This is a genomic window from Membranihabitans marinus (assembly GCF_021729155.1).
Taxonomy (GTDB): domain Bacteria; phylum Bacteroidota; class Bacteroidia; order Chitinophagales; family Saprospiraceae; genus Membranihabitans; species Membranihabitans marinus.
On sequence record NZ_JAJQYA010000040.1, the window covers coordinates 1 to 12,852 of the forward strand.

A 12,852-nucleotide genomic window follows, 5' to 3' on the forward strand; every position below is an offset into this window, starting at 1 on the left:
AGTATTTCCTTCTCGTTTTTCTTCTCTTTTTTCATAGTTTGCTAAGATAAGTAGACACACTTAATTGAACAGTCTCACTCTAAATAATCTCCAACAATGGATTCCTGGAAAAAAAAGCAGGTAAGAACTATACCACAACATTTACAAATTATTCCTTTTCCGGTACATTAATAAAAATTGAAGTAGACCTGAATTCCTTTGAAGAAAAAGACCATACTGACGATTTATTTGATTTTTAGGAATATTTTTTGTATCTTATTACATATTTACTTTCAGAAAATCCGTTATTATGATTAAATAAACTGGTATATGAATATCCTAATTTTAAAAGACGTGGTAATTAATTCTAGCTCTAACGAAGAGGGAACAGTTTTGTTTGAAAAGCTTGAAGAAGCCTATCTAAGTAACAATCCTTTAATCTTACAGGTGGGTTCAGACATGTCGATGTCATCATCCTTTTTAAATACATCTATTGGTCTATTTTTAGAAAAATACGGGTTAGACAATTTTAAAAAAACAGTAAAATTCAAAGGATCTAAAAATCAATTCCTTCGACTGTCTGATTATATTGACAAGTTTAATGAACTATACTTAATTTAAAATAAATCCAAGAATCAGAAACTCATAATATCCTCTTGTTTTTTTTATTTTTATATTCAGAATATTTATTCTTCAGTTTCACTGCTTTGTCTATATCTTTAATAGGTGTTTTCTGTCCTTTTTTAATTATTCCATGAGTTGCAATTACTATGATTACTTTACTGTCAGTTTTGTCCCAAAAGGCAAAAAGTCTATATTGCTTTCTATTGTACCAAGTACGAAATTCCCAAATATCAGAATGAAGCTTTTTAAAGAGCCTATTGTCGGTTTTAATTTTTGCTCTGTCAATATTGAATAGGATTTTATCTCTAGCCTTTTTTCGAGTCCATCAAGAAATTCCAAAACCTCTATTAGAGATTAAAAGCTATAGTTAAACAACCCTATTCGATATTAATTTTATCATTACCTTGGCAACCATATCTACATCCTGTTTGCTCGTCCTCCAATTTACAAAAGATGCCCTTATTCCTTTTTTACCGTTATATACAGTTGGCGTCATAAATACTTTTCCCGTTTCGTTAATGTTTTTCAAAAAGGGAAAAACTTTATCTTGATTTTCTTCTCCTTCTAATGTATAGCAAACATTATTTAGTCGAATAGGGGCCATTAACTCAAATGCATTACTGGTTTCAATAAAATGTCCAAAATGATTGGCCATCGCGACAACGTTTTCAGTGATATATCGATAACCTTTTTTCCCGTATGCCATCAAAGAAAACCAAACGGGCAATGCTTTTAGTCGTCTTGAATTTTCAGGCAAAAAATTAAGATAATTAAAATCTTCAGAAGGATCCCCCAAATATGGAGCATTCGAATTTTGAAATGTTTCGGTTTGTATCGACCTATATTGTTCTTTTACTAAGAAAATGGCACTCTCATAAGGTACATTTAACCATTTATGGCAATCTATCGTTATACTATCTGCCGTTTCCCAGCCACTAGTCAAGTGTTTGTATTTTGGAGAACAAGCTGCAAAAGCTCCAAATGTCCCGTCAATATGCCACCAAAAATCATGATTTCTTTTCAGTTTAGAAATGGTCTTAAAGTCGTCAAAGTCCACCGTATTGACCGTTCCCGCACTTGAGATAAGTATAAATGGCTGCCCTTTTAATGCCTTAATTTTCAGCTTTAAGTCCTCTATATCGATACTTTCTCTGTTGTCACTATTAACTTTTACCCTTATATAATTATTACTCCCAATGCCTAACATTGAAAGAGATTTTATCACAGATGAATGAGGTGAAGCGGATAGAATATATATCTGTTCCGAAACTCCGTCTCTGGCAAAGTCTTTTCCGTGTTGCTTTCCTATCCATTGTCTTGCGGTTGCCAGACAAGTAAAATTCGACATTGTGGCTCCCGTTACAAACCCGCCCGTAAAATCCTTAGGTAGATCAAACAAGTCCAAAAGAAGTTTTATAGTTTCCATTTCAATATGGGCAGAAATATCGCCCTCTCCTTTAATGGCTTGGGGATTTTGATCATAAATGGTAGCAAGCCAATCACCAACTATAGATGCTGGTGTTGTACCCCCAATTACAAATCCTAAATATCTAGGACCTGATGATGAGACAATTAATTTCTCAAATTTTTCATTAAATGCCTTTAGGGTATCCATGCTTCCCAAACCCATTTCATCCAATGTTTCATTTAATAAAATGGCTGATGATGCTGAAGTGGGCCTCTCTGAAAGTTTAGCTAAATAATCAAGCCCTTGAACTTTAACTTTTTCAAGTATTTGATCAAGAGTTATTAAGTCTTTATGTAATTGTTCATTCATGATATTCTAACTTTTCTTTGCTTGCCGTATAAGTAAATAGGTATCGCATCAATATAATGTTTATGCCCAAATATTCAAGGGTTATCCCAATATACAATGAAGAGATTAATACACATTCCGAGGAGATAGATCAACTAACATAAAACAAATTACATCTCAGTTATTTACCCAGTTCATACAATGATCTATTAATAAAAAAAGACAAAGTTAAAATAGAAACACTTTGTCCATTTTTTCAAATCATATATAAGGTTTCATGACTGAATAGAATAACTAACATTTCCAGATAGCCCATTAAACTAAATCTCATTGTCCGAAAGGGCAAACCAAGTAAAAATTTAAATCTATGTAAATCCAGCTTCCTGATATGGAATGCTAAAAAAATTATAGATAGGGGAAAAAAAAAAGCCCGACTTCTGTTAATCAGAAATCGGACTTTGTAGACCCACAAGGACTCGAACCTTGACTGGCGGTACCAAAAACCGAAGTGCTACCATTACACCATGGGTCTGTGCTTTAATTCCAAAAGCGGATGCAAATTTAAATATTTTTCGTAATTATACCAAATTAAGTTATTCCTTTTTATGTAAATTTTTATTTGCCTTACTTTCTACCCCATATTTCTAGCCGCTTCACCCAAAGATTTGGCCATAATAAAGATTCATATTGCTATTTCTTTTGATGCATCTTAAACCTTTCGATAGCTTGCTTGACATAAGCCGTATTGACTAGGCGACCACTGACAACAGCCCTTTCTGCCAACAACTCCGTCCATGAATCGGTATTGCGCCACAACATAGCCTTAATCTCTTTTAAGGCCTCTGGATGATAAGTGGTAAATCTCTGCACAAAAGTCTTTACATATGCCTCCAACTGAATCTTATCGTCAAACACTTCTTGGAATAGACCACAGCCTTGCGCCCATTTGGCCGTCTGCCATTCTTCAGCATTGAGGGTTAAATACGAAAAATGTGCGAGGCCAATTTTTCTCTCCACTGCAGGACCAATCACAAAAGGTCCAATCCCCAGCCCCAATTCACTCAATCGCACCGATGCCCATTTGCTGGCTATGGCATAATCCACAGCTGCGCAGATACCTACACCACCACCTACAGCCTTGCCCTGTACCTGAGCTATGGTTATTTTGCCACAGTTGCGCAAGGCATTGATCACTCTTGCAAACCCCATAAAAAAAGACTTCCCCGTCTCTTCATCGGAAATACTCATCAATTCTTCAAAATCCGCACCGGCACAAAAAGTCCGATCCCCTTCACTCTTCAACAACAACACCTTTACCCCATCATCGGTCTTGCACTCCAATATTTTCTTCTCCAACTCAAGCAACAAATTACTGGGCAAAGCATTGTGATTGGGATGATAAAACCGTATCTCGGCTATTCCATCCATACTGACTTCCTTTTCTACAAATCCTTCCATATTAATTTACATTGATCTACGAAAACAAAGTATAAAATAATACTGTGCAAAAAAAATTTCTATTAGAATTAATAAATCTCATCTACAATGAGTTATCATTGTAAAAATGGATCTTACTATCCAGAACAATACAATAATAGGAATCTATCGCAAACCATAGGAATAATGCCTTATAAAAGCGCCCTGCAATCTGCATCACTTAGCATTATCGTCAATTTATTAATGGCGATTGCCAAAGTTGTGACCGGCATATTAGGCTCTTCCTTTGCATTGGTAGCCGATGGAATCGAATCCCTGGCCGATATTTTTTCATCCATCTTAGTCTTCATCGGTATAAAATATGCGGCCAAGCCACCAGACGACAATCACCCCTATGGCCATGGACGTGCCGAAGTACTGGTCACCATAACCGTCGTTGGACTACTCATCATTTCTGCCCTATTCATCGTCTATCAAAGCATCATTCACATTCTCACGCCTCACAATCTGCCTCGTCCTTTTGTCCTTATCGTCTTGGGTATTGTCATTGTGGTTAAAGAAACCTTATTTCAAATCTTCTCCCGACGTGCGGCCAAAGTCAATAGCTCATCTCTAGCCGCCGACGCATGGCACCATCGAGGTGACGCCATCACTTCAATAGCCGCTTTTATTGGAGTATCCATTGCCATATATCTCGGACCGGGTTATGAAGCCGCTGACGATTGGGCTGCGATCTTAGCTGCAATCTTGATTCTATATAATGCTTACCGAATTCTCCAACCTGCCCTCGGGGAAATCATGGATGAAAACCACCATCACATGATCGACCAAATTCGCGATATCGCAGAGGAAGAACCAGGAATCTTGGGAACAGAAAAGTGTTTTATCCGAAAAACTGGTATGACTTATCACGTCGACTTACACGCCATAGTATCTGGAGAGATTCCCGTAAAAGAAGGTCACCTTCTCGCCCACAACCTCAAAGACTCCATCCAGAGCGAAATGCCAGAAATCGCGGAGATTTTAATCCATATAGAACCCGATCAATTCTAGAGTTCCTATACGACTTACATTTATAATTAATGGAAATCTTTCGATTTATTCAATGAATACCCATTCTCAATGATTAAACCATGGTTATCCTGAATATATCCCCTAACTTAAACATCCTCTTGACAGCTTTTCCCAAATCAACCATGCCGAGCTAGACCTCAACAACGACAACTTCTCCAGCCTCATCGGTATCCAATACACGCTCTACCCAATGATCTTGATCAGGATCCCCGATTTTCACTAAATACTTACCCGACGCCAAAACGGGGAAGGCAAAAGTAGTTGTATGCAATCGAACCGCCGAGACCAAAGTCTGCTCATCAGCCTGGTATATCTTAACCACTGGCCGGTCCAATCCTTTCACCTCGATGGTGGGTAAAAACACATTGCTGTGGGAGGCAAAATTATCGTATTGACTGATTTCTACCGGCCAATCATCGTATTGTCCCTGAGGATGATCTATAGGGTTGGTAAATCGATCCCAACATTCGAATCGAATTCGTCTATTGGTTTTATTGAGATGAACCACCCCATATCCCGTAGCCCGATCGTAAAGCAATGCCGGTGTTTTATCCAATTTAGTAGGATTACCTGCCGAAAACACCGTCAAACGATTACCAAATCCATCAAAGAAATCACCAGTATATTGTTTTCTTCCCGGCAAGGGTCTATGTTGTTCTGGAATGGGCGGCCACCACCTCCGAGGCCAAACACTGGCAATGGCTGGGACGGTAAATGCAAAATTACTATCTCTAAAATTCTCTACCCCGTATTGGGCAACGGAAGCCAAATGTTGATCTCCAACCACATGAGTCACATAACCTTTGCGCAATATCCTTACTATTTCGTCCCTCTTCTTTTGAGGCCAACCATTGGAATCCATATCTCTTGTAAAATAGTCACCAGTCACGTATTCACCGTATTTGGGAATAGGTAGTTTCGGTGTTATCTTATCACTATTACTCCCCTCCGGAAGGGTTTGCATCGTCATAAATGAAGTCGCCGACAAAAGCACCTTCATCTCTACCTTATCCGTCCAATCCCCAATCCATTCTTCTAAAAATGCCATTTGCCGCTCCCCTAACAATTCTGCGTGTTCGTCGTCTTTAAATCCCTCCCAGTCAAAATCCCGATTTTGCACATATCCATTGAATACTTCTGCTTCCGGAGGAAAAATATTTTTAGGTGCCGATTTAAATTTGCGGTCTTCAATTATACCAAAATCAATTCCTCCGTATTTCCAACTGGTATAAAATACAGAAATACCCTGAAGTACTGGAGTTGGATCATAGGCATCTGGCATATGACTGGTCTGAGTAGTCTGTACTATATTCACCCATTCCCCCGGCATTTTATATCCACCGGTATCCTGTCGTTCGGCTGCACCACCTTCTGCAATGGTGGCTTTTCCACCTTCACCCCATACGTTGCCGTGATACACATCGTGATCATCGGGCAGGCAAATCGAAGGACGATTGCGGAACAAATCTCGATGAGCCCATCCAAACAAATACCACTTTCTTAAATAGTCCAATGCCGCCTTGTCTGCGGGAAACATTTGAACCCCAAAACCCGCATTGGCTTCGTAAAACTGATCACCCAAAAACACAGCAATATGAGCATCGTGACTGGAGGCGTTCTTGCCAAACTCGAGATCGGGAAAACCCAAATCCCAGTTACAACTCAATGCCAAAACTTTTACATTTTCAACATCTACTGGCTCCTCGGCTATTTGTCCGATATAATTATATTCCGTTTTATGGCCATTGTTATCTTCAAAGGTAAAGTGAATTTTAAACTCTTGCGAAACAGTCCCATCCCAGTCTTCCAATCGAAAATGTGCGGTATAAGAACCCGGTACCAGAGGTTGCTCTTGCAATACCTTCCAATCATCACCCTGCTTAATCGACATGGTAATTGGTCCGACAGACTCTGGCAGCACAGCCAGCTGAGCGGTCAATTTTAACACCCCCAATTCCTGAGTGTATTGAGTAAAATAAATAGGTCCGTAATTATGAGACTCATCGTAAGTCAACAAATCCCCACTTAAATCCCACTTACTATAGGAGACCGACCAATCTTCTTTTTGAGGTTTATCAAAATGTGAATACAGGGCAATATTTCCTTTGGCTTGGTCGATAGGGATTTCATTTTTTCTCAGGGTAGATATAGGGCTACCTTTATACCAGACCGATAGATCTGCTTGAACCTGATGGCCGTCAGAACTAATATAAAACTTCAACTCTACTCCTTCGGAAAGATATTCTTGCTCTATTGGTTTATGGGAAACCATATCGTCCAAATGCAACAAACCTTGAGTATCGATACCTACCACTAGACCTTTGCCCGTAAGTGCTGCGCTTCGATAATCGTCAAATCGCCCTTGGGAACCCCATTGAAAGCCAACCAATCCTTGATTGTCGAGAGCTTTTTCATTTACTTTGATCTGTATAGAAGTTTGTACAAAATTTCCAATATCATTCAATTGGTAGGTCAATAAATGGGCTGTTCTATTTTTGTCGCAAATATTGCACAACAATTCACCACCTCTAATTTCCCAATCCTGCAATCTATTGGCCCAAAAAGATTCGCCGATCCATACCATATCGGGCAGGTTATGCCAGGGGCTGTTGTAAAACACCGTATGAACGGCATTATTTCTCACTTTGCTATCAACTTTTGTTGATGATGATTGATGAAGAGCGGGAACTGCCATGGCAGACAAAGCCATTGACTTTAAAACTTTACGACGTTTCATAGACTAGAAAATGTTTATACACATAAGAAAATACCACATTCAAACGAAAATCAGGACAGAATTATTAACATTCTTCCTTCCACGGAAAGTTAATTCAATATTTTGGGATATACCAAATCAAAGGAAGGGATATTGACATAAAACTTCTCTTCCGTCATCAAATCGAGAACTTGATACCGCCCATCCATTCTACCGATTTCGGTACCTATCGGACTCCACGACGAATAGCTGTGAAATTCTCCGGGGGCAATAATGGGTTGTTTGCCGATAATTCCCTCACCAATGACCTCCCTTTTGGTGCCAAAACTGTCAAAAATACGCCAGTGACGAGCCATCACTTGTACGGGATGGTCGGTCAAATTTTCGATTAAAATTTCGTAGACGTAAACAAATTTTTTCTCTAAGGGGTCGGAATAGTCCTTATTGTAAGAAACGCGTACACTGATTCTGATTCCGTTTGTGGTCGTCGTATGCATATTATATCATTTTTCCAGAGCCAAGTATTGTTCTATTAATTTTGATGCTTCTCTATATGCATCCTCCAATACATCGTTAACAATTATTTTATCGAAACGGTTTTTATAGGACATTTCTTCTTTAACGCGAGCAATTCTTTTTCTCAGATTTTCATCTGACTCGGTATTCCTAGCTTTCAACCTCTCGATTAACACATTGAGACTAGGGGGTTGTACAAATATAGCCAAACATTGTGAGCCATAAGTCGCTTTAATATTTTCCGCTCCTTTGACATCGATATCGAAAATTACGCATTTATTTTGGGACCATATCCTATCGACCTCTGATTTTAAGGTTCCGTAAAACTGATTTTCATAAACCTCTTCATACTCCAACATATCCCCTGAGGTTATTTTTTCTTTGAATTCATCAGGGCTAAGGAAGTAATAATCCACACCGTCTTCCTCATTTCCGCGAGCTGACCGAGTCGTCGCAGAAACCGAAAACCCAAATATATCGGGGTAAGTTTCCAACAGATACTTTTTAATCGTGGTCTTACCTGCTCCCGACGGTGCAGTCAATACAATACATTTATGAAGATCATTCATACTTACAATACATTTGCCAATTGTTCTTTAATTTTATCCAATTCATTTTTCATTTGGACAACCGATCGCTGAATTTCGGAATGAGCAGCTTTGGCACCGAGGGTATTGATCTCACGTCCAATTTCTTGGCTAATAAAAGTCAATTTCTTCCCTTTGGACGAATCATTCACATCCAATTCTTCCAAAAAATAGAGACAATGCTGTTGCAATCTCACCATTTCTTCATGAATATCCATTTTATCGAGATAATAGATTAACTCCTGCTCAAATCTCGCGGGATCAATTTGATCTTTTTTAAGATGTTGTTCCAGATTGGTTCGCAATCTTGTCTTGACTCCATCTATTCGTTCGCTGTCCAGATCGGCGATGGCTTTTTGATGAGTCAATATTTGATTCACGCTATGATCAAGGGCTTTTTTCAACACTTCACCTTCTGTTTGACGAAATACGTGAAGATCGGCCAAGGCTTTTTGCAAAACTTTTAAAATGGCTTTTTTCAAATCCGCACTAATGGAAAGCTCATGAACTTTGACCACTCCGGGCAATCTTAAAATGGCGTTGAGCATATTATCGGAACCAAAATCCACCTCATTGGACAAACGATTAATTTGATTGTAGTAAGATTTAAAAACTTGCTCGTCAATCTCACAGAGATTTTGATCAGATCTCATGTCTTCCAAACTGAGGACAACTTCGACCTTACCTCTAATGGCCATTTTGACCACACTCTGTCTGATTTCCACTTCCATAGAACTTAGTTCAGAGGGAATTTTTAACCGCACATCGGCATATTTACTATTCAGAGTTTTGACTTCAATATTGATTTCAAAATTGTTAAATTGACTGTGTGCGCTACCGTAACCGGTCATTGAATACATAGGCTATAATTTTGTCTAAATAAAAAACAAATATTTGGTTATCTATAAAAAATGATTAACAATTCCCTAATTCACACTATAAATAATTGATTGTATTGGTTTTGTGTCAATTTTTTTTGAAAAAGTTTAGAGTAATGTTATAAAGTAATGGATAAAAATGCGAAATTTGCCGATCATTTAAAAATCAAACAAAAATAAATAAATAATGAGAAAAGCGGATTTAGTTTCAGCCATATCAGAAAAGACGGGAGTACCTAAGGTGGATGTATTAGTGACATTGGAAAACTTCTTTACCGAGGTTAAAGATTCACTTTCAGATGGTGAGAACGTTTATATCCGAGGATTTGGTTCGTTTATCGTTAAGAAAAGAGCTGAGAAAATAGGTCGACACATTAAGAAAAACAAAGCCATTGTTATTCCTGCACACTACATACCTTCATTCAAACCTGCGAAAATATTCTCTGATCAAGTGAAAGATCAAGTCACTGACGAGTTAGTAGAGGAGCATGAAAACAAGTAAGACCCAAGGCATAATCATAATAGTCGGAATAATACTAATACAATTATTCTATTTCGGGTTTGACACAATTCAATTGGAGGACGACTCCAACCAACCCATTGGTGAGATTGAAGAGGGCAGCATTGACATTGCCCATGAAATAGAGGATGAAGTATCTCATTTATCTGGTGCAGATAAGGACAGTGTAAATGTATGGATGTCTTCAGGAAGTAAAGATCTATGGGATCAAAAACAATTAGCTGCTTTTTGGTCAGCCAAAGGGAAATGGGTATTAGCTGGGTATTATACCGAGCAAATAGCACTTCAACAACCTAGTGCAGAAAACTTTGCAGTTGCAGCAAACACCTATGCAACAGGGCTTTCGGATGAATTAAATCCTGAAAAGCGAACTTTTCTAAGCAATAAAGCGCTTAGTTTATACGACAGTGCCATAGAAAACAGCGAGGATGGTTACATGTTGTCATTAAACAAGACTTTGTTAATGATCAACTATCCGCAGGGCAATCCGATGTCGAGTATTCAAGCATTAATGAAATTGAGTACAGACTATCCGGATAGACCCCAAGCCTTTTTTCATTTAGGAAGATTAGCTATTCAGACCCAGCAGTGGGACAAAGCCAAGAGTCGTTTGGAGCGTGCTTACGAGCTCAATCCAATGGATCAATCAACCATTTGTCTATTGGTTGAAGTCTATACGGCACTCAATGAATCAACAAAAAAAGAAGAGTTCACAAGACTCTGTAATCAATAAGAAAACATTTTATAACTAAAAAAATTTTTAATATGCCAAGTGGTAAAAAAAGAAAAAGACATAAGATCTCTACTCATAAGAGAAAGAAAAGACTCAGAAAAAACCGACACAAGAAGAAAAATAAATAGTACTAATTTAATTTGAGAATAGGTGAGGTTTTGAAGGAAAGGGTTTTACAACCAGCTACATATGTTTTTCAAAACCTTTTACATTGTGAGCCAAACAAGAATCGAATTACCTTTCTTATTAAAATCTTGCCATTGTAAACAAACCATAATACAGTGGAAAAGGAGTTAATCATAAAATCTAATAATAAAAAGGTCGATATAGCTGTTCTCGAAAACAAAAAATTAGTAGAGTTACACCAACAAGAATCCAATCAAAAGATTGTCGTTGGAGATATCTATTTAGCTAAAATCAAAAAATTAGTCCCCGGACTAAATGCTGCCTTTCTGGATGTAGGATATTCAAAAGATGCATTTCTTCATTATTCAGACTTGGGGCCCAAGTTGCCTTCTGTAAAGAAGTTTACTAACCAAAGTATAAGCGACAATAAGGGCTCCTGGAGACTGGACAAATACGATCTAAGAGAAGAGATCATTAAAACCGGTCGTATCGATGAGGTTTTAAATAAGAAGAGTATGCTTTTGGTACAAGTCCTCAAGGAGCCTATATCCACCAAGGGACCAAGGTTGACCTGTGAGATAACTCTCCCGGGAAGGTTATTGGTATTGGTACCTTTCAGCAATAGTATTTCCATATCCAAAAAAGTATTAGACAAGGAAGAACGACAACGTCTTAAAATATTGGTAGAAAGTATTAAACCGAAAAACTTCGGTGTAATACTGCGCACAGCAGCTGAAGGTAAGAAAGCTGCTGATTTTCATGAAGAGCTCAATGAGCTTGTGGATAAGTGGAAACTGATGTTTACCGCTCTTCAAAAAGGAAATGAGGTAGGTAAGGTCTTAAGTGAATTAGATAAAACAGAAAGTCTCTTGCGAGATTTGATCACTGACGACTACACAAGAATAGCCGTCAACGACAAGGAGATGTATGGTAGTATTAAAACGTTTTTAGACCATACCATCCCCGATAAAGCTAAAATCGTTCAGCATTATAATGGCAAAAATGCCATATTTGATTCATTTGGTATCACCAAGCAAATCAAAGCCTCTTTTGGCAAAACAGCCACCATGAATAGCGGGGCCTATATTGTCCTTGAACATACAGAGGCTATGCACGTAATCGATGTGAATAGTGGACCGAAAGTATCGACACAAAATCAACAAGATGCTGTGCTTAAAGTCAACTTAGAAGCTGCTGAAGAAACAGCAAGACAATTGAGGCTAAGAGATATAGGCGGACTTATCATTATCGATTTTATCGATATGAGAAAGGCCGAACACCGCAAAGTATTGTACCAGCGGATGCAGGAGTTTATGGAGAATGATACTGCACAACATACCATTCTTCCATTGAGTAAGTTTGGTCTAATGCAAATCACTCGTCAACGAGTGCGTCCAGAAGTAAATATTAAAACAGCAGAAGTATGCCCTTCATGTAATGGAACAGGTAAAGTTACGCCGACATTGTTGACCATTGATGAATTGGAAAGAGACTTGGAAATCGTGATGAAGATGAGACCAAAATCAAAATTGGAAATAAAAATCCATCCTTTCTTACACGCCTTCCTTAAAAAAGGATTTCCCAGCCGGCAAATGAACTGGTTTATGCAGTATAAAAAATGGATAAAAATTCACGCCGACCAAAATCTACCTATCAATCAATACAAGTTTTTTGATAGTACAGGAGAAGAAATACGACTTACACACGGTAAATAATTAATAGTTTACCACAATCTTATCAAAAAGAGGTTATTGCTCAAGGCCATAACCTCTTTTTTTATATACTTATCCGAAATACATTTATAATTTATAGGCTTACCTACCCACGACACGGGGGTCGTGGTGCCCTCGTTGAAGGTAGATTTACTACCTTCAGTACTTCGTACTTTACTCGGTTATCCTTCGAT

12 protein-coding genes and 1 tRNA gene are annotated in these 12,852 nt (G+C 38.1%); 5 read left to right on the top strand and 8 right to left on the bottom strand.

All coding sequences use genetic code 11. From position 1 onward, the window contains the following. The first annotated feature begins 309 nt into the window (after window positions 1-309). Window positions 310-600, top strand: a complete 291-nt coding sequence (locus LVD51_RS17615) for an STAS-like domain-containing protein (RefSeq protein WP_236972685.1) — start codon at window positions 310-312, stop codon at window positions 598-600. Between the two features lie 22 nt (window positions 601-622). On the opposite strand, the gene LVD51_RS17620 is transcribed toward LVD51_RS17615, so the two are convergent. The 4 genes from LVD51_RS17620 to LVD51_RS17635 all read right to left on the bottom strand — a co-directional run bounded on the left by LVD51_RS17620 (window position 623) and on the right by LVD51_RS17635 (window position 3,817). Continuing rightward, the gene (locus LVD51_RS17620; RefSeq protein ID WP_317207906.1) at window positions 623-901 is read right to left on the bottom strand and encodes a type II toxin-antitoxin system RelE/ParE family toxin; all 279 of its coding nucleotides are present in this window, start codon (window positions 899-901) and stop codon (window positions 623-625) included. A gap of 69 nt (window positions 902-970) precedes the next feature. Then, window positions 971-2,380, bottom strand: coding sequence for a pyridoxal phosphate-dependent decarboxylase family protein (locus LVD51_RS17625; RefSeq protein WP_236972686.1), 1,410 nt, complete (start codon window positions 2,378-2,380; stop codon window positions 971-973). A gap of 440 nt (window positions 2,381-2,820) precedes the next feature. Next, a tRNA-Gln gene (locus LVD51_RS17630) sits at window positions 2,821-2,891 on the bottom strand. A 158-nt stretch (window positions 2,892-3,049) separates the two neighbouring features. Then, the gene (locus LVD51_RS17635; protein WP_236972687.1) at window positions 3,050-3,817 is read right to left on the bottom strand and encodes an enoyl-CoA hydratase/isomerase family protein; all 768 of its coding nucleotides are present in this window, start codon (window positions 3,815-3,817) and stop codon (window positions 3,050-3,052) included. Between the two features lie 165 nt (window positions 3,818-3,982). On the opposite strand from LVD51_RS17635, the gene LVD51_RS17640 reads away from it, so the two are divergent. Further along, the gene (locus LVD51_RS17640) at window positions 3,983-4,849 is read left to right on the top strand and encodes a cation diffusion facilitator family transporter (protein WP_394803190.1); all 867 of its coding nucleotides are present in this window, start codon (window positions 3,983-3,985) and stop codon (window positions 4,847-4,849) included. Window positions 4,850-5,000: 151 nt separating this feature from the next. Here LVD51_RS17640 and LVD51_RS17645 read toward each other — a convergent pair whose 3' ends face one another. The 4 genes from LVD51_RS17645 to LVD51_RS17660 form a co-directional block, all read right to left on the bottom strand. After that, window positions 5,001-7,607, bottom strand: coding sequence for an alkaline phosphatase D family protein (locus tag LVD51_RS17645; RefSeq protein WP_236972689.1), 2,607 nt, complete (start codon window positions 7,605-7,607; stop codon window positions 5,001-5,003). A gap of 89 nt (window positions 7,608-7,696) precedes the next feature. Then, the gene (gene apaG / locus LVD51_RS17650) at window positions 7,697-8,083 is read right to left on the bottom strand and encodes a Co2+/Mg2+ efflux protein ApaG (RefSeq protein WP_236972690.1); all 387 of its coding nucleotides are present in this window, start codon (window positions 8,081-8,083) and stop codon (window positions 7,697-7,699) included. A 6-nt stretch (window positions 8,084-8,089) separates the two neighbouring features. Then, window positions 8,090-8,671 carry a guanylate kinase gene (gene gmk / locus LVD51_RS17655; RefSeq protein WP_236972691.1) on the bottom strand — a complete coding sequence of 194 codons (582 nt, stop codon included), beginning with the start codon at window positions 8,669-8,671 and terminating at the stop codon, window positions 8,090-8,092. 2 nt (window positions 8,672-8,673) lie between these two features. Continuing rightward, a complete protein-coding gene (locus LVD51_RS17660; RefSeq protein ID WP_236972692.1) occupies window positions 8,674-9,549 on the bottom strand; it encodes a YicC/YloC family endoribonuclease in 876 nt (291 codons plus the stop codon). 205 nt (window positions 9,550-9,754) lie between these two features. Between LVD51_RS17660 and LVD51_RS17665 the strand changes: the two genes are divergently transcribed. The 3 genes from LVD51_RS17665 to LVD51_RS17675 all read left to right on the top strand — a co-directional run bounded on the left by LVD51_RS17665 (window position 9,755) and on the right by LVD51_RS17675 (window position 12,661). Then, window positions 9,755-10,069, top strand: coding sequence for an HU family DNA-binding protein (locus LVD51_RS17665; RefSeq protein ID WP_236972693.1), 315 nt, complete (start codon window positions 9,755-9,757; stop codon window positions 10,067-10,069). Continuing rightward, window positions 10,056-10,820, top strand: coding sequence for a tetratricopeptide repeat protein (locus LVD51_RS17670; RefSeq protein ID WP_236972694.1), 765 nt, complete (start codon window positions 10,056-10,058; stop codon window positions 10,818-10,820). The genes LVD51_RS17665 and LVD51_RS17670 overlap by 14 nt, the downstream gene beginning before the upstream one ends. A 281-nt stretch (window positions 10,821-11,101) precedes the next feature. Next, on the top strand, window positions 11,102-12,661 hold the full coding sequence (locus tag LVD51_RS17675; protein ID WP_236972695.1) for an Rne/Rng family ribonuclease: 1,560 nt from the start codon (window positions 11,102-11,104) through the stop codon (window positions 12,659-12,661). Window positions 12,662-12,852: the final 191 nt, after the last annotated feature.